The sequence below is a fragment of the Mesorhizobium sp. P171375 genome, assembly GCF_057786075.1.
On sequence record NZ_JBYNWF010000001.1, the window covers coordinates 860378 to 885767 of the forward strand.

The window sequence follows — 25390 nt, forward strand, 5'->3', positions numbered from 1 at the left end:
GAAATTGCGTCAAAACAAAGAGATAGAGCGGATCGCCATTTCCATGAAACGGTGAGACGCTCTAGTGCTGGCCGGACCAATTGATCGGGGCATAGTGCCCGTTTCGGCGGGAATTATCCCAGCTCATGCTGTGGTCGCTGAATGTGCTGCCTTCCGCCCCCATCGCCAGAGCGAGCCAGTCGGGGTTGACCGGATGGCCGGTGGCCGCCCACATCTGCCCGTCCTCGCGCATTGTCGGCAACGGTTCGACCGCCATCTGCATGATGCCCGCGATCTGCGCCGACCGCTTCTTGCCGTCGATCCGGTAGCTTATCGGCACCTTCTTGGCTCCGAGGTTTGTGCCGATCATGGGTGCCAGCACCGCCATCGGACCGCCTGCAGCGCCGGTGAAGATCGCGCCCAGCGCTTCTGTTTGCTTATCGTCGGCGTGTTCGTCGATATACGCAGCAGCCGTCCAATTGCCGTCCGCCATCGGGCCCGGCGCGTGAGCAACCATCGCAACATTGAGGCCATCCAACCGAACGTCACCGTATTTGCCGGTATCGATATGAAAGACCAGGCCAACGTCGCAAACGCCTTGCGTCGGCTTCGATGTCAGCTGCGCGTTGGTGGACAGCAGGCAAGGACACACGACATCGCAGTTGCAATTTTCGAAGTAACTTCCAGACAGTTGCCAACTGACCGCCATTTGCGCCTCCCCACGTCAGGCGCGTCGGCATATCGCTTGGGCGAGGTGGTGCCGTTCACAAATGTACGGGAACGGCAATTAGCCCCCCGCGACTGATCGGCACGCTAGGGCAGATAATTTAAGCCATACCTAATTTAGGGTACGCCGTTGCCCGGAACTGTCAAGCCGCAACGCCGATGCTGGCGATTGGCGAAAGCAGCAGCGATGGCTGATATCCTCTTTGTGGGGGTTGAGGAGTGGTCCGCGCAGCGGACGAAAAGCCAATTGCTTTGGCTTTTCGAGCGACGACCGGCTGGCAAGCCAGAGGGGGCGCGCTGTCCCGCAGACGTCTCAAACCACAGCGTGGCCTCCACTGGCATTCGCGATCAATCCTGAACCGGGCGAGGCGACAGGCGCCATTCCCCGTGTTTATCACCGATATATCAGCGCTAAAACCTAAGCTTAAGCCAAAACATCTTTCGCCGGCTAAATACCGTGGCGCCTCAATCGCCTAGCGCTCGTCCTTCAAGCGCCGGCACAACTCGTCGAGCTGCTCCAGGCTGCGATAATTCACGCGGATCGCGCCGCCCTTGCCCTTGTGCTCGATGGTCACGATCATGCCGATCGTGTCGGTCATCAGCTTTTCCAGTGCCAGCGTGTCGGCATCTTTGTCCGACCCGCCTTGCGCCGGCTTGGCCTTGGGCGGCGTGCCGCCTGCCGGCATCTGCGCCAGCGCCTCGGCCTGGCGCACCGAAAGCCCTTCCTCGACAATCTGCTTGGCGAGCCCGGCCGGATCCTGCGCCGTCACTAGCGTGCGGGCATGGCCTGCCGACAGCGCGCCGTCGACCAGCATGTCGCGGATTGCGTCCGGCAGCTTCAACAGCCGCAGCGTGTTGGCGACATGGCTGCGGCTCTTGCCGATGACATTGCCGAGATCGGCCTGGGTGTAGCCGTGGTCGTCGATCAGCTGCTGGTAGCCCAGCGCCTCCTCGACCGGGTTGAGGTCGGTGCGCTGGACGTTCTCGATGATCGCCAGTTCGAGCGCCGTGCGGTCGTTGACGTCGCGCACGATGATCGGGATCTCGGTCAGCCCGGCACGTTGCGCGGCGCGCCAGCGCCGTTCGCCGGCGATGATCTCGTAGCGGCCGGCCTGGGTCGGCGACGGCCGCGCCACCACCGGCTGCACCACGCCATGCTCGCGGATCGATTGCGCCAGGTCGGTCAGATCGGCATCGCCAAAATGCCGGCGCGGGTTTTTCGGATTCGGGCTCAGAAACTCGATCGGCACCTTGCCGTCGGCGCTCGCAGCCGGCTTTTCAGCTGCCGCCGGACGATCGATCTCGCCGATTAGCGCCGCCAGTCCCCGCCCCAGTCTTTTTCTCGAAAGGTCTTCGCTCATCTCTGTTCCAGGTCTTGAAATCGTTTCGGTATCGAATCGGCTTGGTTTATCAGCCCATCCTAATCAAGCGGCGCGCAATTTACGCTCGCGGCGGATCACTTCGGAGGCCAGCTGCAGATAGGCCTGGCTGCCCGAGCACTTCAAATCATAGAGAATCGCCGGCTTCCCGTAGGACGGCGCCTCGGACACCCGCACATTGCGCGGAATGATGGTCTCGTAAACCTTGTCCCCCATATGCGCGCGGACATCCTGCACCACCTGGTTGGCGAGGTTGTTGCGGCCGTCATACATGGTCAGCACGATGCCCTGGATGATCAGATCCGGATTGATTGTGCGGCGCACCTGCTCAACCGTTTCCAGCAATTGGCTGAGGCCTTCCAGCGCGAAGAATTCGCATTGCAGCGGCACGAGAACAGAATCGGCTGCCGCCATTGAATTCAAAGTCAAAAGGTTGAGCGATGGCGGGCAGTCGATCAGCACATAGCCGAAGGGCGCGCCGCGCTCGGACGCGGCACGCAGCGCATTGCGTAGCTTCAGCACCCGGTCGGGCGCCGAAGCGATCTCCATCTCGATGCCGAGCAGGTCGAGCGTCGACGGCACGATCGACAGGCCAGGCACCGCCGTCGGGATTGCTGCGGCTTCCAGGTCAAGCTCGCCGGTCAGTACGTCATAGGACGACACCGTGCGGTCCTTGCGGTCGATGCCGAGACCCGTCGAGGCATTGCCTTGCGGGTCGAGATCGACAATCAGCACCTTTTCGCCGATGGCGGCCAGCGCCGTGGCCAGATTGATGGCGGTGGTGGTCTTGCCGACGCCGCCCTTCTGGTTGGCGACGGTGATGATGCGGGGGCCAGTTTTCATGGGTCTATGCCAAATATTCATTTCGCGGGGTCACCAAAAAGGTCGTCAACCGGTTGCGAAGGGAAGCCTACGCAGCCCGCAGATCGGTCACTTCGAGGATGACGCCATGGGCGTCGGTCATGCTCGGATGTTCTACCAGATCGAAGGCCCAGCGGTGAGTGCTTTCTTCCACTTCGGCGCGGTAATCCCGGCCTTTGTGGAACAGCGCCCTCGACCCCTTGGTCAGCCATGGCGCCGACAAATCGAGTAGGGCGGGTAGGGCGGCAAGCGCCCGCGCTGTGACAATTTCCGGCGTGGAAACAAGAGCATAGCTGTCGTCGATGCGCCGGGCGACCACGCGAGCCGGCAAACCGAACTGGCCGATCACCGCCTGCAGGAACGATGCTTTCTTGCGGTTGCTCTCGACCAGATCGATCGACGCCCCGTCCCGTTCGACCAACAGGAAAGCCAGCACCAGGCCCGGAAAACCGCCGCCCGAACCGAGATCGGCCCAGCGTTTTGCCTCAGGTGCGATTCGCGCCAGCTGCGCGCTGTCCAGGATATGGCGGCCCCAGACATCGTCCAGCGTCGATGGCGCGGCAAGGTTGATGCTGCGGTTCCATTTCAGGAACAGATGTTGGAACGCCACCAGACGTTCGAATGTTTCACGTGAAACCGGTCCCGCTGCTTCCTGCAGGCTCGTCCATGAGGCAGCGCTCACGCAACGGCCCTTTGCGCAGCCGATTCGGCATTGCGGACATGCGCGACGATGATCGCCAGCGCCGCCGGCGTCATGCCCTCCATGCGCTGTGCATCCGCAATCGAGCGCGGCCGCCGCGTCCGCATCTTCTGCTTCAGCTCATTAGAAAGTCCTGGAACATCTGCAAAATCGACAGAGGTAGGAATCAGCCGGCTTTCCTCGTGCCGGATCTGCGCGACATCAGCCTGCTGACGATCGAGGTAAACCGAATATTTCGCTTCCGTTTCGAGCCGCTCTGCGGTCTTGGCGTCGATGGCGCCGAATGCCGGTGCGACGCGGGTCAACCAGGCAACATCCACGCCTGGATAGGCCAGCAACTCATAGGCGGAGCGGCGCACACCGTCTCTGTTGACCTCCAGCCCGTGACGCGCCGCTTCATTGGGCGTCATCGTCGTAGCAACCGCCAGTTCGCGCGCCTTCTCAAGGTCAACGGTGACTTGGTTGAACCGCTGCGTTCGCTCCTGCGATACAATTCCAAGCTTCGTCGCCAGCGGCGTCAGGCGCTCGTCAGCATTGTCGGCGCGCAGCGACAGCCGGAACTCAGCCCGCGACGTAAACATGCGGTAGGGTTCGGCAATGCCGCGGCTGGTCAAATCGTCGACCATCACCCCGATATAGGCTTCGGTGCGGCTAAGCACGATCTGCTCGCCGGCCGAAGCCTTGCGCGCGGCATTCAGCCCGGCGAGCAAGCCTTGCGCGCCGGCTTCTTCATAGCCGGTGGTGCCGTTGATCTGCCCGGCCAGGAACAGGCCGGCGATGCGCTTGGTCTCCAACGTCGGCTCGAGCTCGCGCGGATCGACATGATCATATTCGATGGCATAGCCCGGCTGCAGCATGGTCGCCCGCTCCAGGCCGGGGATGGTCTTCAGAATGTCGAGCTGCACATCCTCGGGCAGGGAAGTCGAAATGCCATTGGGGTAGACGGTGTCGTCGTCGAGGCCTTCCGGCTCAAGGAAGATCTGGTGACCCTCGCGATCGCCGAACTTGACGATCTTGTCCTCAATCGACGGGCAATAACGCGGACCGACCCCTTCGATCGAGCCGGAATACATGGCCGAGCGGCCGAGATTGGCGCGGATGAGGTCGTGGGTGGCGGGCGTCGTGCGGGTGATGCCGCAATGGATCTGCGGATTCTTGATCGTATCAGTCAGCAGCGAGAACGGCGAGGGATGCTCATCCGCCGCCTGGCTTTCCAGCGACTCCCAATCAATGGTGCGGCCATCGAGCCGCGGCGGTGTGCCGGTCTTCAGTCGACCGAGCGCAAATCCCGCGCGGCTCATCGTTGCCGACAGGCCAAGGCTCGCCTGCTCGTTCATGCGACCGGCGACGATTTTCTTCTCGCCAATATGGATAAGCCCGCGCAGGAAGGTCCCGGTGGTCAGCACGACGGCGCCACAGACCAGTCGCCGCCCGTCGGCCAGCAGCACGGCGGCGATACGTCCTTCTTCGATCTCAAAATCCAGAACCTCGCCCTCGACGACGTCGAGATCGTTCTGCTGCCGAATCGCTTCCTGCATGGCCAGCCGATAAAGCTTGCGGTCCGCCTGGGTGCGCGGCCCGCGGACGGCAGGGCCTTTGCGCCGGTTGAGCAGCCGAAACTGGATGCCCGCCGCGTCCGCAACCCGACCCATCAGCCCGTCCATGGCGTCGATCTCGCGCACCAGATGGCCCTTGCCGAGCCCGCCGATCGCGGGATTGCAAGACATGACGCCGATCGTGTCGACGCGCAGCGTGATCAGCGCCGTCCTGGCGCCGGCACGCGCAGCAGCGCTCGCCGCCTCGCACCCGGCATGGCCGCCGCCCACCACAACCACATCATAGTGATCGATCATTTTCCGTTCCAGATTCAGAGATTGCCCGACACATGTCCCTGCGAGGCGGCGCTGTCAAGGATGGCAGGGCTACCGTTTGACGTGAGGTCGCACGAAAGTACTACGCTCGCGCGTGTTTCACGTGAATCAAAGCCTTGGTGGATAACCACTTTTGGACTGCGCTGCCCCTCATCCGCCTGCCGGCACCTTCCCCCGTATAATAACGGGGAGGAAGGATGGGCTTCCGCGTCGGCGCCAAACCTCCACGTTGGCAGGATAGCGAAACCGTCGATGACATCATCTTACTCCCGTCACCTTACGGGGAGAAAAGTCCGGCAGGACAATGAGGGGCGGCGCATACTTCCGGAGACGGTGAGTGCATGTTTCACGTGAAACGACCCGGTGGCCATGTTTCACGTGAATCACCCTTGCGCAGCAGCGCACTGTTTCACGTGAGTCACTTTCCAATGCAGAACTGCGAGAAGATCACGTCGAGCAAATCCTCGACATCGACCGCACCGACGATGCGACCTAGTCGGTCCGCGGCAAGGCGTAGCTCTTCCGCCCGCAGTTCCTGGCCGCGCTCTTGCCCCGACAAAGCCGAGGTCAGAAAGCGCTTGGTCTCGCTGAGCAACTCCACATGCCGCAATCGTGACGGCAGGATGTCACCGGCATCGCCGATCGCGGCGGCCGCGCGCGCACCGATCTCCGCCAGCAGTTCGGCTAACCCCGTGCCTTCCACCGTCGATATCAACGCGTCATAGGCACCCGACGGTGGCGCGCCCTTCTGCAGGTCGACCTTGGAGCCGACCCTCAAAGCCGGGATGTCGGCCGGGATGTCACCGATCGCGACCGGGTTCGCCAGATCTTCCAGCAGCAACATCAGGTCCGCCGCCTGCGCCTTGGCGCGTGCCTTCTCGATGCCGATGGCTTCGACCTTGCCCGGCGCTTCGCGCAGGCCAGCCGTGTCGGTTACCCTTACCCGCACGCCGTTGAGGTCCAGCACCACCTCAAGCAAATCCCGCGTCGTGCCCGGTTCATCGGTGACGATCGCGGCCTCACGCCGGGCCAGCGCATTGAACAGACTGGACTTACCGGCATTCGGCGCGCCGAGGATGACGACCTCGAAACCGTCGCGAATGATTTCCGCGGCATGGAAACCGTCGATATGGCGGCTGATCTCATCAATCATCGCCCGGACATCCGACCAGACCGTATCCGAAACGGACCCGGGGACGTCCTCCTCGTCAGAGAAGTCGATCTCGGCCTCAATCATTGCCCGTGCATGAATTAGCCGCCGGCGCCATCCGAGATAGAGCGCGCTTTGCGCGCCCTCGGCATTCTGCACCGCAAAGCGGCGCTGCGCTTCGGTTTCGGCGTTGACCAGATCGGCCAGCGCCTCGGTCTCGACCAGATCGAGCTTGCCGTTGAGAAAGGCGCGGCGCGTGAATTCGCCCGGCTCGGCATGCCGGACGCCATCAAAACCGGCCATGGTCTCCAGCATCCTGCCGGCGACAGCGCGGCCGCCATGGACGTGGAATTCGGCGACATCTTCGCCGGTAAAACTGGCCGGCCCAGGAAAGAACAGCACCAGGCCGTTGTCGATAAGCGATCCGTCGTCCGCCCGGAGCTTGCGCAGGGCGGCAACACGGTCCTTAACCATGCCGCCGGCAATCGTTTCGATAACGAATCGAGTCTTCGGCCCGGAAATGCGAATGACAGCGATGCCGGCGGGGAGGCGGCCGCTGGACAGCGCAACTATCGAATCGTCTGAAATCATTTGCCCGCTCTAGCCAATCGCCCTAGCTTGAAATCCATCCCGACACCGCCAAACCGAGCTTGCCCGCCCGTGACCTTGCCTGCGCAAAACCTGCTTGCCGAAGAAGCCAGCCCCTATCTGCAGCAGCACAGCGGCAATCCGGTGCATTGGCGGGCCTGGTCGCCGGCGGCACTGGCCGAAGCCAAGGCCTTGCAGCGGCCAATCCTGCTCTCGATCGGCTACGCCGCCTGCCACTGGTGCCATGTCATGGCGCATGAAAGTTTCGAAAACGACCAAGTCGCCGCCGTCATGAACCGGCTGTTCGTCAATATCAAGGTCGATCGCGAGGAGCGGCCGGACATCGACCAGATCTATATGGCCGCTCTGTCGTCAATGGGCGAGCAGGGCGGCTGGCCGCTGACAATGTTCCTCAACCCCGACGGCAAGCCGTTCTGGGGCGGCACTTATTTCCCGCGCGAGCCGCGTTATGGCCGCCCGGGCTTCATCCAGGTGATGGAAGCAGTCGACAAGGCCTGGCGCGAGAAGCGGCAAAGCCTGGACCAGAGCGCCGACGGCCTGATCGGCCATGTCGAGGCGCGCCTGGCCGGCGTTCACGCCAAGGCCCTGCTCGACAAAGCGACGCTCAGCGATCTCGCCGGCCGCATCGACGGCATGATCGACCGCGATCTCGGCGGCTTAAGCGGCGCGCCGAAGTTTCCCAACGCGCCGTTCATGCACACGCTGTGGCTGTCCTGGCTGCGCGACGGCGTCGCGTCGCATCGCGACGCCGTTCTCATCAGCCTGGAAAAGATGCTGGCCGGCGGCATTTACGATCATGTCGGCGGCGGGCTGAGCCGCTATTCCACCGATGCCGAGTGGCTGGTGCCGCATTTCGAGAAAATGCTCTACGACAATGCGCAGCTGATCCGCCTGTGCAACTGGGCCTATGCCGCGACCGGCAACGATTTGTTCCGGATACGAATCGAAGACACGGTCGCCTGGCTGCTGCGCGAAATGCGCGTCGACGGCGGCGCCTTCGCCGCCAGCCTCGATGCCGACAGCGACGGCGAGGAGGGGCTTTTCTATACCTGGAACAGGCAAGAGATCGAAACTGTTCTCGCAGACGATTCGACCTTGTTTTTCAAATATTTCACGCTGTCCAGTCCGCATGGCTGGGAAGGCAAGCCGATCATCCACCAGACGGACGCACAGCAAAGCCAAAGCGTGCCTGACCGGGACGTACTGGTCGCATTGAAGGAACAGCTGCTGGCAGCACGGGAGCAGCGTGTCCGTCCGGGCAGGGACGGCAAGGCGCTGACCGACTGGAACGGCCTGATGATCGCGGCCCTCGCCGAAGCCGGCCGCTCGCTGAACCGGCGGGACTGGATCGACGCCGCAGCAAAGGCTTTCGCCCACATTGCCGATGCCGGTCATGACGGCCGCTTGCCGCACTCCATGCTCGGCGCCAAGAAACTGTTTCCGGCGCTGTCCAGCGATCATGCCGCGATGACCAACGCGGCGATCTCGCTGTTCGAAGCCACGGGCGATCCGGGCTACATCGACCAGGCCAGGCAATTCATCGACCAGCTGGATCGCTGGCATCAGGATGGCGATCAGACTGGCTACTATCTGACGGCGTCCGACAGCACCGACGTGCCGATCCGCATCCGCGGCGATGTCGATGAAGCGATTTCTTCGGCCACCAGCCAGATTATCGAGGCGCTGGTTCGGCTGGCCTCGGTTACCGGCGATCTCGTTTTGCAGGAGAAAGCATGGCGCGTCGCCGAACACGCCATGGGCCGGGCAGGGCACCAGTCCTACGGCCAGGCCGGCATCGTCAACGTCTGTGCCCTGGCGCTTGAACCGCTGAAGCTGGTATTGGTCGATACCCCAGAGAGCCCAAGCCTCGTTCCGGTTGCGAATCGGAATCCTGACCCCCGTCGGATCGATATCGTTGTGGCAATCGGAACGGAGGCGAATCGACCGACTTTGCCGGGCGGTATCCTGCCACCAACCGACCGACCGGGCGCCTGGCTGTGCACCGGCCAAGTCTGCCTGCCAGTGGTGACGGATCCGCAGGAACTCGAACAGCTCCTGCGCCGCCAGTAGCTCAGCCGGTCTTGCCGTCCAAGGCCTAAGGGAGCGGCGTTGCATCAATGGATGGCGACCGCGGCCTGAACAGCAAATCCTTGCCGGCGACCACTGTATCGGTTGCCACCTATGCCCACTCCGTATCGGGAATGCGACCTGTCGCCTGTCAAAGAAAAGCCCCATCCCGATTTCCCGGAATGGGGCTTCAGTGTTTGGACCGGACTGGACCGTTTTTACGTATTCATCGAATCGAAGAAATCCGCATTCGTCTTGGTCTGCTTCAGCTTGTCGATGAGGAACTCGATCGCGTCGGTGGTTCCCATCGGCGCCAGGATGCGGCGGAGCACGAAGATCTTCTGCAGATCCTGCTTGGAGACCAGCAGGTCTTCCTTGCGGGTGCCGGACTTCAGAATGTCCATGGCCGGATAGATGCGCTTGTCGGCGACCTTGCGGTCGAGCTGGATTTCGCAATTGCCGGTGCCCTTGAACTCTTCGAAGATGACTTCGTCCATGCGGCTGCCGGTGTCGATCAGCGCGGTGGCGATGATGGTCAGCGAGCCGCCTTCCTCGATGTTGCGCGCCGCACCGAAGAAGCGCTTCGGCCGCTGCAGCGCATTGGCGTCGACACCGCCGGTCAGCACCTTGCCGGATGACGGCACCACGGTGTTGTAGGCGCGGCCGAGGCGGGTGATCGAATCGAGCAGGATGACGACATCGCGGCCATGCTCGACCAGGCGCTTGGCCTTCTCAATGACCATTTCGGCGACCTGGACGTGGCGCACCGCCGGTTCGTCGAAGGTCGAGGAGATCACCTCGCCCTTCACCGAGCGCTGCATGTCGGTCACTTCCTCGGGGCGCTCGTCGATCAGAAGCACGATCAGATAGCATTCCGGATGGTTGGCGGTGATCGAATGCGCGATGTTCTGCATCAGCACGGTTTTACCGGTGCGCGGCTGCGCGTTGATCAGCGCGCGCTGTCCCTTGCCGATCGGCGCCACCAGGTCGATGACGCGCGGCGAGATGTCCTTGCTGGTCGGATTGTCGATCTCCATCTTCAGCCGCTTGGTCGGATAAAGCGGCGTCAGATTGTCGAAGTGGATCTTGTGGCGGATCTTTTCGGGATCGTCGAAATTGATGGTGTTGACCTTGAGCAGGGCGAAATAGCGCTCGCCCTCTTTCGGGCTGCGGATCGGCCCTTCGACGGTGTCGCCGGTCTTCAGCGAGAAGCGGCGGATCTGCGAGGGCGAGATGTAGATATCGTCGGGACCCGGCAGGTAGTTGGCGTTGGCGGAGCGCAGGAAACCGAAACCGTCCTGCAACACCTCGACCACACCGTCACCGATGATCTCGATTTCCTGGGCGGCCAGTTTCTTCAGGATGGCAAACATCAGCTCCTGCTTGCGCATGACGCTGGCGTTTTCCACCTCGAGCGATTCGGCATAGGCGATCAGCTCTGGCGGTTTCTTGTTCTTGAACTCTGCGAGTTTCATTTCTTGCATAGACGGACTCTGAGTAGGCTTTTTGAGGGAAATATCGGCTGGATGCGACAAATGCCGGGCGCGGCCGAAAAGCGAAATGGGCGGCGCATGACGGGAAGGAAGACCCGTCTTGTATCGTCGGTCGTTTGAAAGAGCAAGCCGCCTTTTGCGGAACCAAAAGAGGTCTAAAACGGCTTGACGACAACCAGGATCACAATGGCGATCATCAGCAATGTGGGGATCTCGTTGACGATCCGCCAGTGCCTGGCCGGTTTTTCGTTGCGATCCTCGGCGAATTTGCGCACGGCGCCCGCCAGATACCCATGCACGCCGGACAACAGAAGCACCAAGCCGATCTTGGCGTGCAGCCAACCGCCATGGAAACCAAATATCTTCCAGGCCATCCACAGGCCGAACACCCAGGTGATGACCATGGCCGGATTGATGATGCCGCGCAGCAGGCGCCGCTCCATCACCTTGAAGGTTTCAGACTGAACCGAACCTTTCTCGGCATCGGCGTGATAGACCAGTAGCCGCGGCAGATAGAGCATGCCCGCCATCCAGGAGATGACGGCGAGGATATGGATCGCCTTCGCCCAGGGATAAAAACCCTCGGGCGCGAAGAAAACCAAAAGTGCGGTGAGAGCTACCAGCACTCCGATGCCAACGGTCATGCGCACCATTGCCTGACCCGTGCTCCCGGCAGCGTTGCCCGTATCGTTCGACTGAGCCATCAGCGTGTCGCGCTCCGCACCTGCTTCACCATTGCCTCGACATGCGCCACCGGCGTCTCCGGCGTGATGCCGTGGCCGAGATTGAAGATCAGCGGTCCGTCGCCCAGCGTCTTCAGGATCGCATCGACGCCATCGGACAGGGCTTTGCCGCCAGCCACGAGCCGCAAGGGATCGAGGTTGCCTTGCACGGCGCCACCGGCCTGCAATGCCTTCGCTGCTGCCAGGGGTACGGTCCAGTCGATCCCCAGCCCTGTTACGCCAGTCTTCTGTCGATAGCTCTGGTAGCGAGCACCGGCGCCTTTGGGAAAACCGATGATCGGGACGTCCGGGTGGACTGCCTTTACCTGGCGGACGATCTCAGCCACCGGCGCAACGCATAAGAGGTCGAATGACGCATCGTCGAGCACGCCGGACCAGGAATCGAAAATCTGCACCACGTCGGCACCGGCCTCGATCTGGCGGATCAGATAGGCCGCCGAATGATCAGCCAAAACTTTCAGGAGCTGTTGGAACGCGACCGGCTCGCGATAGGCAAACAGCCTGGCCGGCGCCTGGTCAGGCGTGCCATGGCCGGCGATCATATAGGTCGCCACTGTCCACGGGGCGCCGCAGAAGCCGATCAATGTCGTCTCGTCAGGCAGTTTTGCCCGCAATCGGCGAACCGTCTCGTAGACCGGTTCGAGATTCACGTGAAACGTTTCGCTGTTGAGCTGAGAAATCTCGGCCGCGTTGATCGGCGTCAGCAGCGGTCCGCGGCCTTCTTCGAAGCGCACATCGCGGCCCAGCGCATGCGGCACGACCAAGATATCCGAGAACAGGATCGAGGCATCGAAGCCGAAGCGTTCGATCGGCTGTAGCGTCACTTCAACGGCGAGGTCTGGATTGTAGCAGAGATCGAGGAACGATCCGGCACGCTTTCTTGTCTCGCGATATTCCGGCAGATAACGCCCGGCCTGACGCATCATCCAGAGCGGCGGCGGAAACGCTGCCTTGCCTCTCAGCACGTCCAGCATGATGCGGTTCTCGGGCATTGAGCGCTCTCTTCCCCTGCCTTCTCTATAATTAAATAGTCTATTTCTAGAATCTTCTGATTCTAAGAGTCTGTTGGTTGTGGTGGTTGTCACCTGTCCCGCTTCGCCCTGGAAAAGGCCAGCCAGCATATTGTCGCGTGCTTCTTCCCTGGGATTGGCGGAGAGTGTGGATGACCGGGATTCCATCACTGGAGTCAAGGGCTTGACGCCAGCCGTGCAAAACGGGCTCTGTGGACGAAGCGCTGGCAAGAATCCCCGTCCCCAGATTTGTCCCCAACCGCCCGACGAAGCCGACAGCGCATCGAATTGTGGACAACCTGCCTTCTGATACAGTCGCCTCCAGCCGGTCGCCTTTCCGGTCCCTGTTTATCCACACCAGCCCACAGCCCCAGGTGCCCCCTGTGAACAAACCCCAGAGCTTCTTCCACCTGCACCTGATTTCCGACGCCACCGGCGAAACGCTGCTGGCGGCCGGCCGGGCAGCCTCGGCGCAATACAAGGATGCGCGCGCCATTGAGCACATCTATCCGCTCATCCGCACCGAGAAGCAGGTGGCGAAAGTGTTCGAGGACATTGAGGAGGAACCGGGCATCATCCTCTACACCGTCGTCGACCAGAAGCTGGCGCGCGGCATTGACGAGCGTTGCGCTGCGATGGGCCTGCCCTGCGTCTCGGTGCTGGAGCCGGTGCTGACCGTCTTCCAGTCCTATCTCGGCACCCCGGCCGGCCGCCGCGTCGGCGCCCAGCATGTGCTCGACGCCGACTATTTCCGACGCATCGATGCGCTCAACTTCACTATGGAGCATGATGACGGCCAGCTGCCGGCCAATATGGATGATGCCGACATCGTTCTGATCGGCATTTCCAGGACATCGAAGACGCCGACCAGCATCTATCTCGCCAATCGCGGCATCAAGACCGCCAACATCCCGATCGTGCTCGGCGTGCCGGTGCCGGAAAGCCTGGTCGCCGCCAGCAAGCCGCTGATCGTCGGCCTGATCGCCACCGCCGAACGCATCTCGCATGTCCGGCAAAACCGCGTGCTCGGCAACAGCAGCACCTACGAAGCGACCGATTATGTCGACCGCGCCTTGATCACCGAAGAGCTCGCCTATGCCCGCCAGATCTGCACCCGCCATAACTGGCCGATGATCGACGTCAGCCGCCGCTCGATCGAGGAGACGGCAGCGGCCATTGTTGCCCTGCGGGGGAAGAATAGGTAATTGAGCGGAGATGACTTTGCCGCTCTTCTTAGCGGAGGTTCGGCGCTGCCCCTCACCTGCCTGCCGGCATCCTCTCCCCGTATAGTGACGGGGAGAGGGGCGCTGCCTTCGATGGTTTCGCCAATCACCAGCGTGGCAAGAGGTGGCGCGTGGACCGAAGCTGCCCTTTCTCCCCGTCACTATACGGGGAGAAATGTCCGGCAGGACAATGAGGGGCGGCGTCAACGTTGCGGATTAACGCCCGATACTCCAACCGTCCCTGTATCTGCGCCGAGTGCTAAAATGACCGAAAAAATCATCCTCGCTTCCGGCAGTCCGTTCCGCAAAGCAATGCTCGTCACTGCCGGGCTCGACATCGAAGCCGTCCCGGCCGATGTCGATGAACGCGCGCTCGAGGCGCCGCTGCAGGATAGCGGCGTGTCGCCGGAAGATGTCGCCCTGATCCTCGCCGAGGCCAAGGCCACCGAAGTCAGCGAGCGCAGACCGGGGGCGCTGGTGCTCGGCTGCGACCAGACTTTGTCACTGGGAGATGAAGTGTTCCACAAGCCGGCCGACATGGAAGGCGCCCGCCGCCATCTCTTGGCGCTGTCCGGTAAGACCCATCAATTGAACAGCGCCGTGGTGCTGTGCCGCGACGGCAAGGTGCTGTGGCGCCATGTCGGCATCGCCAGCCTGACCATGCGCAAGCTCGATCCTGCTTTCATCGGCCGGCATTTGGCCCGCGTCGGCGCCAAGGCGCTCTCTAGCGTCGGCGCCTACCAGATCGAGGGCGAAGGCATCCAGCTGTTCGAAAAGATCGAAGGCGACTATTTCACCATTGTCGGCCTGCCGCTCTTGCCGGTGCTCAAGGAATTGCGCGCGCTCGGAGCCATCGATGGTTGAGAGAAAAGCTTTCGTCACCGGCCACCCGATCGCGCATTCGCGTTCGCCGAAGATTCACGGCTACTGGCTGAAGATATACGGCATCGACGGCAGCTACCGCGCCATCGATGTCGCGCCGGCCGATTTTCCCGCATTCCTCACATCGCTGCAGGCCAACGGCTACCAGGGCGGCAACGTCACCATCCCGCACAAGGAAGTCGCCTTCGCCCGGGTCGAGCGCCGCGACGAAGCGGCTGACATGATCGGCGCCGTCAATATGCTGTGGCTGGAAGACGGCCTGCTGTGGGGCGGCAATTCGGACTGGATCGGCTTTGCCGGCAATCTCGACGAGTATACTCCGGGTTGGGACAGGAACGGCCCGGCCGTGGTGCTCGGCGCCGGTGGCGCCTCGCGCGCGGTCATCCACGCGCTGAAGGTGCGTGGCGTCAGGGATATTCGCATCGTCAATCGCACTTTGGCGCGGGCGCAGGAACTGGCAGACCGCTTCGGCGCCGGCGTCACGGCGCATGGCGCGGTCGGCGACCTGCTTGCCGATTCCGGTCTGCTCGTCAACACCACGGCGCTCGGCATGCATGGCGATGCCACGCTCGCCGCCGATCCGGCAGGCCTGCCTGGCCACGCCATTGTCGCCGACATTGTCTATGTGCCGCTCGAGACGCCGCTTCTCGCCGCCGCCCGCGCGAGAAATCTGAAGACCGTCGACGGGCTCGGCATGCTGCTGCACCAGGCCGTGCCCGGCTTCGAGCGCTGGTTCGGCCAGAAGCCGGAGGTCACTGCCGAATTGCGGCAGACGATCGTCGCCGACATCGTCGGCAAATGATGGACGCCAAGACATGATCGTGCTCGGCCTTACCGGATCGATCGGCATGGGCAAGTCGACGACGGCGAAGATGTTCGCCGACGCCGGCGTGCCAGTGCATGATTCCGACGAGACCGTGCACCGGCTTTATTCCGGCAAGGCCGCGCCCTTGGTCGAAGCAGCCTTTCCCGGCACCACCGTGTCCGGCGTCGTAGATCGTGCGAAATTAGGCGCGCGGGTGCTGGGTGACGCCGCCGCACTGAAGACATTGGAGACAATCATCCACCCGCTGGTCCGCGCCGACGCCGATGCCTTTCTGGCAAGACACCGCGACGCCGGCGCGCCGCTGATCGTGCTCGACATTCCGCTGCTGTTCGAAACCGGCGGCCGCAACCGCGTCGACAAGGTCGTCGTCGTCACCGCGCCGGCGGAGGTTCAGCGCGCCCGCGTGCTGGCGCGGCCCGGCATGAGTGAGGAAAAGCTGGTGGCAATCCTGGCCAAGCAGGTGCCTGACGCCGAAAAACGCCGGCTGGCCGATTTCGTCATCGACACCGGCGAAGGGATGGACGCGGCCCGCGCCGCTGTCGACGCCATCATTGCCGAACTCTCCGCGCGATGAACTGTTCGGGCAGAACTCCCGGGGGATAAGTGGTCGGGCCAGCCTCCTGACGGCAGGCTGTCAGGCATAGCCCATTGCCATTTTATTCCCTCGTATGATTCTGCTTGCTTAGGAGGGAGCTGATTCGATGCGTGAGATCATCTTCGATACCGAAACCACCGGCCTCGACATGCGTGACGACCGCATCATCGAGCTCGGCGGGGTCGAACTGGTCAATCGCTTCCCGACCGGGCGCACCTTCCACAAATTCATCAACCCGCAAGGGCGCGCCGTTCATCACGAGGCGCAGGCCGTGCACGGCATCAGCGCCGCCGACCTGGTCGGCAAGCCGACCTTTGCCGAAATCGCCGAGGAATGGCTGTCCTTTACCGACGGCGCCAAGCTCGTCGCCCACAACGCCAATTTCGATATCGGCTTCCTCAACACCGAGTTCGGCCGGCTCGGCCAGCCGGTCATCGATACGGGGCGCGTCGTCGACACGCTGGCGCTGGCGCGACGCAAGCACCCGATGGGTCCCAATTCGCTCGATGCGCTCTGCCGCCGCTACGGCATCGACAACGGCCACCGCACCAAGCACGGCGCGCTGCTCGATTCCGAACTGCTTGCCGAAGTCTACATCGAGCTCATCGGCGGCAAGCAGGCGGCGCTCATCCTCGAAACGGTGGCGGTGCAGGTCAATAGCAACGGTGACGTCGCCGACATCGACATCTCGATCGCCGCCCGGCCGATCGCCCTTCCCTCGCGCCTGACCGAGGCTGAACGCGCCGCGCACGCGGGACTGGTGGCGACGCTGGGCGAAAAGGCGCTGTGGCTGAAGGTGGCGGCAGGGTGAGCGGACTGCGTAGGTAGCGTTCCGTCACACCCCCCTCTGGCCTGCCGGCCATCTCCCCCTCAAGGGGGGAGATCAGCAGCTTCGCCGCTCCAGCCATTCCTGCAAGGTCGATTGGCGAAGGTTGCGATGACGGCCAATCTCCCCCCTTGAGGGGGAGATGCCTGGTAAGGCAGAGGGGTGCTGTCCCGCCGGCCTCTCAAATAAAAAGCCCGGCACAAGGCCGGGCTTTTCAATCCATAATGGCGAACCCTCAGCTCACCTTGACCTTCGACGCGGCCTGGTCCTCGGCCAGCTTCTGCTGGAACATCTGCGCGAAATCGATCGGGTCGAGCATCAGCGGCGGGAAGCCGCCATTGCGGGTGGCTTCGGCGATGATCTGGCGGGCGAAGGGGAACAGGAGCCGCGGGCATTCGATGAACAGGATCGGCAGCATGTGTTCCTGCGGGAAGCCGGAGATGGCGAAGACACCGCCATAGACCAGCTCGACGTTGAACAGCACTTCCTGGTCGAAGGACGCCTTGGCGTTCAACGTCAGATTGACGTCGAACTGCTTGTCGGAGAGCGGGTTGGCGTTGACATTGACGTTGATGGCGATGCCGGGGGCCTTGTCGCGGCCGCGCAGCGAGTTCGGCGCGCCGGGGCTTTCGAAGGACAGGTCCTTCACATACTGGGCGAGCACGTTGAGCGACGGCTGCGCCGTTTCGCCGTTGTTGCCGTTGGCGGCGCCGACCGGCGCGTCATCTTTGCTGGCCATGAGCCTTGATCCTTTTGCCTGGGCAGCAGCGCTGACCGAATTGAAATCGGGCGTTGGCTAGCATGGTCGGCATGACAAGACAAGGTTTGCCGCCTTGCTTCTCCGTTCGTCATCCCAGGGCGAAGCAGCCGCGCAGCGGCGTCGCGGAGACCCTGGGATCCATGCCGTGACGTTGGTCGAAGGGCGCGGCGGTTCAGAATGGCCATCGTCTCCCTGACACCCCACTGACACCCCAGATTCTGCACTGTTGCAGCGTTCGAAGGTCGCGGCATGGATCCTGGGGTCTGCGCGCGTCGCTTCGCGCGCCTTGGTCCGCCCCAGGATGACGAAGCGCAGCCTCAGTCGTCCTTCAGCCGCCGCCAGGGCGAGTTGTGGTCGGGGCCGCGCTTGAAATCGTCCTCGCGCGAATAGTCGCCGTCGTCGAGATCGATGACCTTGTCGCGCGACCTGCCGCGGAAACCACCGGTGGTGAAATCAGTGGCGACGACGATGCGGCCCTTGAGCCTGCTCCAGGCAAGGTCACGCACCGGCGGCAGGAACAGAAGCAGGCCGATAATGTCGGTGATGAAGCCGGGAATGATCAAAAGGATCGCGGCGACCACGATCATGGCGCCGTGCGCGAGTTGGCGGCTTGGGTCGCCGCCGCCGGCCATCTCGGCGCGCACCCGCGCCATGACGCCAAAACCCTGGTGCCTGAGCAGAAGCACGCCGGCAAGGCTGGAAGCCAGCACCAGGCCGACCGTCGCCAGCGCCCCGACCTCGCGGCCGACAATGACGAAACCGGCGATTTCCAGCAGCGGCAGAGCAAGCAGGAACAAGGGGAGGAAGGAAATGCGCAAGTCTTGACCGATCGTTTCCATGTTTTTGCCGGGCGGCGTACAATCGCCGCTGGCACTGAGGCCGTTAGATAGGTATGCCTGCCTTTGATTTGAATGATTGCGCCATGCGTTCTATATGCTTTGCATGTTGAACGCTATGCGACCGCGGCCCGGATTGGCCGGCGGTCCAGGCCAGGTCAGGGATTGAGTGGCGAAAGATATGGGATTCTTCGACTTCGGCACCATTTTCTTTCTGATTGCCGCAGTGGTGATCTTTTTCCAGCTGCGCAACGTGCTCGGCCGCCGCACGGGCAGCGAACGCCCGCCCTTCGATCCTTACACGGCCAGCCGCAACGACAAGGACGCGACCCAAAAGCCCGAAAATGTGGTTTCACTGCCGCGCAAACGCTTGCCGGGCGAGACGGCTGCCGAAACCTATGCGGCCATCGACGCTTTCGCCAAGCCCGACACCGATCTGAACAAAGGCCTGCGCACGATCAAGGATAATGATCCGTCCTTCGACCCGAAGGGTTTCGTCGACGGCGCCAAGATGGCCTATGAGATGATCGTCATGGCCTATGCCGATGGCGACCGCAAAACGCTGAAGAACCTTTTGTCGCGTGAGGTTTTTGACGGTTTCGTGGCCGCAATAGGCGACCGCGAGGCGAAAGCCGAAAAGATCCAGTCCTCCTTCGTCGGCATCGACAAGGCCGACATCGTCTCGGCCGAGATGAAGGGTGGCGAGGCCCATATCACGCTGCGCATCGTCAGCGAGCTGATTTCGGCGACCCGCGACAAGGCGGGTGCTGTCATCGATGGCGATCCCGAGACGGTGGCCGAGGTCAAGGATGTCTGGACCTTTGCCCGCGACACACGTTCGCGCGATCCGAACTGGAAGCTGGTCGCCACTGAGGAAGAAGACTGAATCCCGGACATTGGCGGGGCCACGGTGTCGCTATCGTCCCTTTTCGTCGAGAAATCCTTTGGTGATCTTCCCGGCTGGGCTGCGGACGATCACCTTGCCGCCTTCGAAGCCTTCCGCCGTTCGGCCTGTCATGTCCTGACCAAGCCTTATCGCACCGGTTCGCTCGGTGTCCGGTTCGACGCATTCGCCGGGGCCTATGACGAGGCGCGTTCCGTTTCGCCGGCGAATCGGTCGGCAGCCAAGGATTTCTTCGAGCGTCATTTCGTTCCAGCCAAGGTTCAGGCTGAAAATGCGGGTCTGGTCACCGGCTTCTACGAACCGGAGGTCGAGGCCTCGCCGGTGCGCGTGGAAGAATTCACGGTACCGCTTTTGGCGCGACCGAGCGATCTCATCGACATCGACGGTGCCAACCGTCCCGAGGGCATGGACGAGTATCTGGTCTTCGCCCGTGACACGCCGCAGGGGCCGGTCGAGTATTTCGACCGCGGCCAGATCGAGCGCGGCGCGCTGGCCTGCAAAGGCCTGGAAATCGCCTGGCTTGCAGAAAAAGTCGATGCGTTCTTCATCCATGTGCAGGGCGCCGCCAGACTGAAGATGACCGACGGCCGGCTTTGCCGCGTCACCTATGCCGCCAAATCCGGCCAGCGTTTTACGGGGCCAGGCAAGATCCTCGCCGATCTCGGCGAGATCCCGCTCGAAAAAGTGACCATGCAGTCGATCCGTGCCTGGTTCAGGGCGCATCCCGACCGCATCGACGAGATCCTCTGGCAGAACCGCTCCTACATCTTCTTTCGAGAAGCGGATGTCGATGATGCAGCACTCGGTCCGATCGCCGCCGCCAAGGTGCCGCTGACGCCGGGCCGCTCGCTCGCGGTCGACCGGCTGCTGCACACATTCGGCACGCCCTTTTACATCGATGCACCGACACTGACAGCGTTCGACAAAAAGCCTTTCCGGCGGTTGATGATCGCGCAGGACACCGGCTCGGCCATCACCGGACCGGCGCGCGGCGATCTCTTCGCCGGTTCAGGCGATGCCGCCGGCGAGATCGCTGGGGTCGTGCGCAACGAGGCGGATTTCTATGCGCTGGTTCCAAGAGCTCTCGTTTCGGAGACGAATCGATGAGCAAGCGCCCCGATAGGCTCAGCGAGGACGACCGGGTGTTGTGGAACCTGGTGGCGCGCACGGCGCGACCATTGAAGGGAAGGATGGCGGTCGACATTCCAGACATCGTCGTCGACCCCAAGCCGTCACAGACTCCGGTCGCTGTCGGCCCGATCGTTGCCTCCAAACCGAAAGCGCAACAGGTTTCGCATGCGCTGGACGAGCCGACGCTGGACAAGCTGAAGAAGGGCCGGCTGCCGATCGAAGGCCGTGTCGACCTGCATGGCATGACCCAGGACGAGGCCTATTCGCTGTTGTTCTCGTTCCTACACCGGGCGCATGCCGGCGGTATCCGCTATGTCCTGATCATTACCGGAAAAGGTTCGTCGTCGGGCGGCGACGGCGTCTTGCGGCGAGCCGTGCCGGCCTGGTTGTCGACGCCCGCCTTCCGGCCGCTGGTCTCCAGCCATGACCATGCCGCCCGCAACCATGGCGGTTCGGGCGCGCTCTATGTCCGGCTCAGGCGGCTGCGCTGATGGGGTCGGTCCGATGACGCCATTCGGCGAAAAACTGCGGGCGCTTCGAGCCGAGCGCGGCGTCCGCCAGAAAGACATGGCGCAGGCGATCGGTGTTTCCGCCGCCTATCTATCGGCGCTGGAACATGGCCGCCGTGGCGCGCCGACCTGGACGCTGATCCAGAAGATCATCGGCTATTTCAACGTCATCTGGGACGATGCCGAAGAGCTGGCCCGGCTGGCCGAAGCCTCGCATCCGCGCGTAAAGCTCGATACGTCGGGGCTCAGCCCGGCCGCGACCGAACTTGCCAATCTGCTGGCCGAGAACATCGAGAAGCTGGACGAAGCCGAGCTTCGCCGCATCACTGCGTCGATCCGGGGGGCACTTGGGCGTGCCGGATAGGATGGCATGAGGCGCTTGCCGGCGTTCGCCTCAATTGCAGAGGCGATCGCCGGCGAGACGTTGCATCACTTCTTGCCGGCAGTGCTACCACGGCCGCCATTGTCGTGATGGTCGCGGCCATGGCCCTCGTGGCCAAGGCAATCTGCAGTGCCGGCGCTGCAGCAACGGCCAGCCCACCAGTCGTTGGTCTGGGTGTTGGAGCAGGTGATGGTCTGATCGGCCAAGGCCGACCCGGCCAGGGACGACACCGCGACGGCGGCAAGGAAGGTGTTACGCAGAAAAGCAGTCATTTGAAGTCTCCTTGGTTGGATTGGTTGGGTTCGTTTACGGCTGTGTGTCGCCGGCGGAGACGATTTGGTTCACGGAGACTGCAAAATCTTTGGAAGGCGGTTCGGGCGCGCGGTTGGCAACACCGGCGCTGCCCCTCATCCACCTGCCGGCACCTTCTCCCGGTGAACGGAGAGAAGGTGAATGGCCGCCGCGCTGGCGCCTATTCTGCAACGTTGGCGATTGGCGAAATCATCGATGACAGCGTCTTTCTCCCCGTACTATACGGGGAGTTGAGGAATGGTCCGCGAAGCGGACGAAAAGCCAACTGCTTGGCTTTTCGAATGACGAACGTCCGGCAGGGCAATGAGGGGCGGTGCTGGCCTATGATGTGAAGCAGCTAAAGCGCGCGCCATGAGAAGCCGCTTCGACGCGGCGTGCCTGAATGGGCGTGCTAAAACTTTACTGGACCGCGCCGACCAGCACCTGCTGGCCACCGCGGATCGAGACCCAGCGGCCGGTGTTGTCGATCGCCTGCCGCTTGAGGAAGCGGTAGCCGGTGGCGTCCCAGATCTTCACCTTGTCGGTGAGATTGTCGAGGACGTAGTCGCCCTTGTCGGTGCGCACCGTCAGCACCGCATGGCCTTCGCCGTCCGGCTTGCGCACGACGGTGATCAGGAGATCGGCCAGCGACACGCCCGAGCGGGAGAGCTGGCGGCGCTTTTCCAGCACATAGTCCTCGCAATCGCCGACGCCCTTGTCGGGATAGGCCCAGACTTCGTCCTTGCCGTAAATGTCGTAATCGCTCATCGGCTTGACGGTGGCGTTGACCCTGGATGTCACGCTGATCAGCTTGCGCATGAAGGTGTCGGTCATCGCAGCCGGGTTGAGATTGCTTGGCCGGATCGAGCATTCGCCCGGATTGGACTTGCAGAAATCATAATGGCCGATCGGCTGCGAGGTCATGCCGCCGGTCGCCATGGCGCCGCCCGCCGAAGCCGGCGCCGCCCAGCATCCCAAAACCGCCAGCCCTGTTGCCGCACACAAGCGCAGCGTCCGTGCCATCGCTGAGGAAGTCATTGTCCCCGTTCGCCCTTGTTGTTAACGAAAGGTTAAAGGGGATTTACAGTCCGTGTCAATTATGGGGGGAGATAGATTCTCCGGCATGGTTACCCGCGCTCGCCCGACAGCGTCTATTGTGCAACAGAACGCCTCTGGCGTGCGAAGTCGCGCCGCTTCTGCAGGCTATGCACGCCGCAGCTGTGTCGAGCCTCAACCCTTGGCGGAGCGAACCAGCCTCGGCTTGACCGCAACGCGGTTCTGGCGACCGTAGCTGGTGATGAAATCGACGATGCGCGGAACGATTTCCGAGCGGAAACGCGAGCCGTTGAAGACGCCATAATGGCCGACAGCCGGCTGCATGTAATGCGCATGCCGGTCGGCTGGGATGTTGGGGCAGAGGTCATGCGCGGCCTGGGTCTGGCCGAGACCGGAAATGTCGTCGTTCTCGCCCTCGACCGTGAACAGCGCGACGTTGCTGATCGCCTTAGTATCGACGATTTCGCCACGATGCATCATCTCGCCTTTGGGCAGCGTATGGCGCACGAACACCGTGTCGACGGTCTGCAGATAGAACTCCGCCGTCAGGTCCATCACCGCCAGATATTCGTCGTAGAAGTCGCGGTGCTTCTCGGCATTGTCGCCGTCATGCTTGACCAGGTGCATGAAGAAGTCCTTGTGGGCGATGATGTGGCGGTCGAGGTTCATGCTCATGAAGCCCGACAGCTGCAGGAAGCCCGGATAGACCTCGCGGCCGAAGCCCGGCACCGGCCAGGGCGCGTTCATGATGACATTGTCGCGGAACCAGTCGATGCCCTTTTCCTTGGCCAGGAGGTTGACCGCGGTCGGGTTGCGGCGGGTATCGATCGGCCCGCCCATCAGTGTCATGGTCGAGGGCACGAAGGGATCGCCGCGCTTTTCCATCAGCGCCACCGCCGCCAGCACCGGCACCGAAGGCTGGCACACCGCCATCACATGGGTGTCGGGCCCCAGCGCATGCAGCATGTCGATGATGTAGTCGATGTAATCGTCGAGGTCGAAATGGCCGTCGGTCAGCGGCACCATGCGGGCATCGACCCAGTCGGTGATGTGAACGTCGGCATAGGGCAGCATCGCCTCGACCGTGCCGCGCAGCAACGTCGCATAATGGCCCGACATCGGCGCCACGATCAGAAGCTTGGGGTCGGCCTTGCGCCCGGCAGGCACCGATCGTTCGAAGCGGGTGAGGTTGCAGAACGGCCGCGACCACACCGTCTTTTCGCTGACCTCGACGCTTTTCCAGTCGACCACGGTCTTGCTCAGGTCGAAATGCGGCTTGCCGTAGCGGCGCGTCGTGCGTTCGAAGAGTTCGGCGGTGGCAGCCACTGAGCGGCCCCACGGCGTGTGCGAAAACGGGTTGAGCGGGTTGGTGTAGAACAGCCGCACTGCATCGGCATAGAGCCGCGCGGGCTGCAGGGCGGCATGGTTCATTTCATAGAGCTGGTAGAACATCAGGTACTCCGCAGCTGCCGTGATCGAAGGGACGACGAGCAGCGCCGATCCTTGAATGTCTCGCGCGGAGGTTAACAAGATATTGCTGCGATGCAATACGTCACGTGGCGTGACATATCCCATTCTTTGGTCCAAGGCCTTGAGAATCCGCTTCGAACGGGACCAGCCGGCTCAATGTGCAGCTGCGAAAGCACGGCCGTCGGAAATTGAGAGCAGATGCGTCCGGCCCGGATGGGCCGGACTTGGACAGATCAGACGCGCGCCACGCAGACGGAGGTATGGCCGGAGCCGATGAAGCCGAGCTGGCCGGCGGCGCCCTTCGACAGGTCGAGCATGCGGCCCTTGATGAACGGGCCGCGGTCGTTGATGCGCACGATGACGCTGCGGCCATTGTTCTGGTTGGTCACCTTCAGCCTGGTGCCGAAGGGCAGGCTGCGATGCGCGGCGGTCATTGCCGACGGGTTCATGCGCTCGCCATTGGCGGTCCTGGAGTGCAGCGCGTACCAGGAAGCACGGCCGCATTGGCCGGCGGCAGAAGAGGCGGATACGCCGACCATCAGGCCAGCCGCGATCGTTACCGCGACAAGCGCGGTCTGGTTCTTCTTGTTCACTTGGGAGGCTCCTTTTACGGACCCCAGCCGGTAAGTGCTGAATAAGGCAGGAAATGCGGCAAGTATCTGGCGGTTCCGTGGCACTGGCACACGTTTGGAGTCACTGGGAAACAGTTTGTCAGGGGTTTTTCGCGATGCGCCGGGGTATTTCAGGCGGCTTTCGGGGCGATTTTGCAGATACCTTCAGCAAGATAAGGCATTATTATACAAGTAAAAACACGCGCGACTGGACCTCTTCCTTTCGCTCTTTCATCACGGCCATGGCGCAATTGACAATCGACTTGGGAAAGGAATCTCGGCGATGAGACTGTTCAGATATCTGCTGGCCCTGATTGTATTGGCCATAGGCGCGCTGTGGTCGCTGCAAGGCCTCGGCGTGGTCGGCGGCAGCTTCATGACCGGCCAGTCGCAATGGCTTTATATCGGCATCGTCACCATGCTGGTCGGCCTGCTGGGACTGGGATGGGCGAGCCGCTCGCGCGGCTGAGTGGGCGGCCGCCGGGCGATCGTGGTCAAGG

26 protein-coding genes are annotated in these 25390 nt (G+C 62.5%); 11 read left to right on the forward strand and 15 right to left on the reverse strand.

The window, feature by feature from the left end:
- Positions 1–61: 61 nt before the first annotated feature.
- The 6 genes from ACYHH6_RS04205 to mnmE all read right to left on the reverse strand — a co-directional run bounded on the left by ACYHH6_RS04205 (position 62) and on the right by mnmE (position 7257).
- The gene (locus ACYHH6_RS04205; RefSeq protein WP_352583154.1) at positions 62–688 is read right to left on the reverse strand and encodes a DUF1326 domain-containing protein; all 627 of its coding nucleotides are present in this window, start codon (positions 686–688) and stop codon (positions 62–64) included.
- Between the two features lie 490 nt (positions 689–1178).
- Positions 1179–2066, reverse strand: coding sequence for a ParB/RepB/Spo0J family partition protein (locus ACYHH6_RS04210; RefSeq protein ID WP_352583152.1), 888 nt, complete (start codon positions 2064–2066; stop codon positions 1179–1181).
- A gap of 63 nt (positions 2067–2129) precedes the next feature.
- Positions 2130–2927, reverse strand: a complete 798-nt coding sequence (locus tag ACYHH6_RS04215) for a ParA family protein (protein ID WP_112560215.1) — start codon at positions 2925–2927, stop codon at positions 2130–2132.
- Positions 2928–2994: 67 nt separating this feature from the next.
- Positions 2995–3627: a 16S rRNA (guanine(527)-N(7))-methyltransferase RsmG gene (gene rsmG / locus ACYHH6_RS04220; RefSeq protein WP_352583150.1), complete on the reverse strand. Its 633-nt coding sequence runs from the start codon at positions 3625–3627 to the stop codon at positions 2995–2997.
- Positions 3624–5498, reverse strand: a complete 1875-nt coding sequence (gene mnmG, locus ACYHH6_RS04225) for a tRNA uridine-5-carboxymethylaminomethyl(34) synthesis enzyme MnmG (protein WP_352583148.1) — start codon at positions 5496–5498, stop codon at positions 3624–3626. The genes rsmG and mnmG overlap by 4 nt, the downstream gene beginning before the upstream one ends.
- Positions 5499–5934: 436 nt before the next feature.
- Positions 5935–7257 (reverse strand): tRNA uridine-5-carboxymethylaminomethyl(34) synthesis GTPase MnmE, encoded by a 1323-nt coding sequence (gene mnmE, locus ACYHH6_RS04230; protein WP_352583146.1) that lies wholly within the window; start codon positions 7255–7257, stop codon positions 5935–5937.
- Between the two features lie 69 nt (positions 7258–7326).
- On the opposite strand from mnmE, the gene ACYHH6_RS04235 reads away from it, so the two are divergent.
- Positions 7327–9345 carry a thioredoxin domain-containing protein gene (locus ACYHH6_RS04235; RefSeq protein WP_352583144.1) on the forward strand — a complete coding sequence of 673 codons (2019 nt, stop codon included), beginning with the start codon at positions 7327–7329 and terminating at the stop codon, positions 9343–9345.
- A 215-nt stretch (positions 9346–9560) separates the two neighbouring features.
- Here ACYHH6_RS04235 and rho read toward each other — a convergent pair whose 3' ends face one another.
- The 3 genes from rho to hemE all read right to left on the reverse strand — a co-directional run bounded on the left by rho (position 9561) and on the right by hemE (position 12570).
- A complete protein-coding gene (rho, locus tag ACYHH6_RS04240; RefSeq protein WP_112560220.1) occupies positions 9561–10826 on the reverse strand; it encodes a transcription termination factor Rho in 1266 nt (421 codons plus the stop codon).
- A 164-nt stretch (positions 10827–10990) separates the two neighbouring features.
- The gene (gene hemJ / locus ACYHH6_RS04245) at positions 10991–11539 is read right to left on the reverse strand and encodes a protoporphyrinogen oxidase HemJ (RefSeq protein WP_352583143.1); all 549 of its coding nucleotides are present in this window, start codon (positions 11537–11539) and stop codon (positions 10991–10993) included.
- Positions 11539–12570 carry a uroporphyrinogen decarboxylase gene (gene hemE, locus ACYHH6_RS04250; RefSeq protein WP_352583141.1) on the reverse strand — a complete coding sequence of 344 codons (1032 nt, stop codon included), beginning with the start codon at positions 12568–12570 and terminating at the stop codon, positions 11539–11541. Before hemE ends, hemJ begins: the two co-directional genes overlap by 1 nt.
- 401 nt (positions 12571–12971) lie before the next feature.
- Between hemE and ACYHH6_RS04255 the strand changes: the two genes are divergently transcribed.
- The 5 genes from ACYHH6_RS04255 to dnaQ all read left to right on the forward strand — a co-directional run bounded on the left by ACYHH6_RS04255 (position 12972) and on the right by dnaQ (position 16925).
- On the forward strand, positions 12972–13793 hold the full coding sequence (locus ACYHH6_RS04255; RefSeq protein ID WP_352557921.1) for a pyruvate, water dikinase regulatory protein: 822 nt from the start codon (positions 12972–12974) through the stop codon (positions 13791–13793).
- Positions 13794–14075: 282 nt separating this feature from the next.
- Complete coding sequence (locus ACYHH6_RS04260) at positions 14076–14675, forward strand: Maf-like protein (protein ID WP_352583139.1); 600 nt, start codon at positions 14076–14078, stop codon at positions 14673–14675.
- On the forward strand, positions 14668–15495 hold the full coding sequence (locus ACYHH6_RS04265; RefSeq protein ID WP_352583137.1) for a shikimate dehydrogenase: 828 nt from the start codon (positions 14668–14670) through the stop codon (positions 15493–15495). The genes ACYHH6_RS04260 and ACYHH6_RS04265 overlap by 8 nt, the downstream gene beginning before the upstream one ends.
- Positions 15496–15508: 13 nt before the next feature.
- The gene (gene coaE, locus ACYHH6_RS04270; protein WP_352583135.1) at positions 15509–16093 is read left to right on the forward strand and encodes a dephospho-CoA kinase; all 585 of its coding nucleotides are present in this window, start codon (positions 15509–15511) and stop codon (positions 16091–16093) included.
- Between the two features lie 127 nt (positions 16094–16220).
- On the forward strand, positions 16221–16925 hold the full coding sequence (gene dnaQ, locus ACYHH6_RS04275) for a DNA polymerase III subunit epsilon (RefSeq protein WP_352583133.1): 705 nt from the start codon (positions 16221–16223) through the stop codon (positions 16923–16925).
- 250 nt (positions 16926–17175) lie between these two features.
- Here dnaQ and secB read toward each other — a convergent pair whose 3' ends face one another.
- Positions 17176–17679, reverse strand: coding sequence for a protein-export chaperone SecB (gene secB, locus ACYHH6_RS04280; protein WP_112393905.1), 504 nt, complete (start codon positions 17677–17679; stop codon positions 17176–17178).
- Positions 17680–18017: 338 nt separating this feature from the next.
- On the reverse strand, positions 18018–18518 hold the full coding sequence (locus ACYHH6_RS04285) for an FxsA family protein (protein ID WP_112560247.1): 501 nt from the start codon (positions 18516–18518) through the stop codon (positions 18018–18020).
- A gap of 199 nt (positions 18519–18717) precedes the next feature.
- Here ACYHH6_RS04285 and ACYHH6_RS04290 point away from each other — a divergent pair, with 199 nt between their 5' ends.
- Genes ACYHH6_RS04290 through ACYHH6_RS04305 form a run of 4 tightly spaced genes read left to right on the forward strand, consistent with a single transcriptional unit; the run spans position 18718 to position 21444 of the window.
- Positions 18718–19422 (forward strand): Tim44/TimA family putative adaptor protein, encoded by a 705-nt coding sequence (locus ACYHH6_RS04290; RefSeq protein ID WP_112560229.1) that lies wholly within the window; start codon positions 18718–18720, stop codon positions 19420–19422.
- A 24-nt stretch (positions 19423–19446) separates the two neighbouring features.
- A complete protein-coding gene (mltA, locus tag ACYHH6_RS04295; protein ID WP_352583130.1) occupies positions 19447–20547 on the forward strand; it encodes a murein transglycosylase A in 1101 nt (366 codons plus the stop codon).
- A complete protein-coding gene (locus ACYHH6_RS04300; RefSeq protein WP_352583128.1) occupies positions 20544–21062 on the forward strand; it encodes a Smr/MutS family protein in 519 nt (172 codons plus the stop codon). The genes mltA and ACYHH6_RS04300 overlap by 4 nt, the downstream gene beginning before the upstream one ends.
- 13 nt (positions 21063–21075) lie before the next feature.
- On the forward strand, positions 21076–21444 hold the full coding sequence (locus ACYHH6_RS04305) for a helix-turn-helix domain-containing protein (RefSeq protein WP_352583126.1): 369 nt from the start codon (positions 21076–21078) through the stop codon (positions 21442–21444).
- A gap of 65 nt (positions 21445–21509) precedes the next feature.
- On the opposite strand, the gene ACYHH6_RS04310 is transcribed toward ACYHH6_RS04305, so the two are convergent.
- The 4 genes from ACYHH6_RS04310 to ACYHH6_RS04325 form a co-directional block, all read right to left on the reverse strand.
- On the reverse strand, positions 21510–21734 hold the full coding sequence (locus ACYHH6_RS04310) for a hypothetical protein (protein WP_352583124.1): 225 nt from the start codon (positions 21732–21734) through the stop codon (positions 21510–21512).
- 439 nt (positions 21735–22173) lie between these two features.
- Positions 22174–22791, reverse strand: a complete 618-nt coding sequence (locus ACYHH6_RS04315) for a transglutaminase-like cysteine peptidase (RefSeq protein WP_352583122.1) — start codon at positions 22789–22791, stop codon at positions 22174–22176.
- A gap of 192 nt (positions 22792–22983) precedes the next feature.
- Positions 22984–24261 carry a polyhydroxyalkanoate depolymerase gene (locus ACYHH6_RS04320; protein WP_352583121.1) on the reverse strand — a complete coding sequence of 426 codons (1278 nt, stop codon included), beginning with the start codon at positions 24259–24261 and terminating at the stop codon, positions 22984–22986.
- 251 nt (positions 24262–24512) lie between these two features.
- The gene (locus ACYHH6_RS04325) at positions 24513–24818 is read right to left on the reverse strand and encodes a septal ring lytic transglycosylase RlpA family protein (RefSeq protein ID WP_434221202.1); all 306 of its coding nucleotides are present in this window, start codon (positions 24816–24818) and stop codon (positions 24513–24515) included.
- A 355-nt stretch (positions 24819–25173) separates the two neighbouring features.
- On the opposite strand from ACYHH6_RS04325, the gene ACYHH6_RS04330 reads away from it, so the two are divergent.
- Positions 25174–25359, forward strand: coding sequence for a hypothetical protein (locus tag ACYHH6_RS04330; RefSeq protein WP_162711955.1), 186 nt, complete (start codon positions 25174–25176; stop codon positions 25357–25359).
- Positions 25360–25390: the final 31 nt, after the last annotated feature.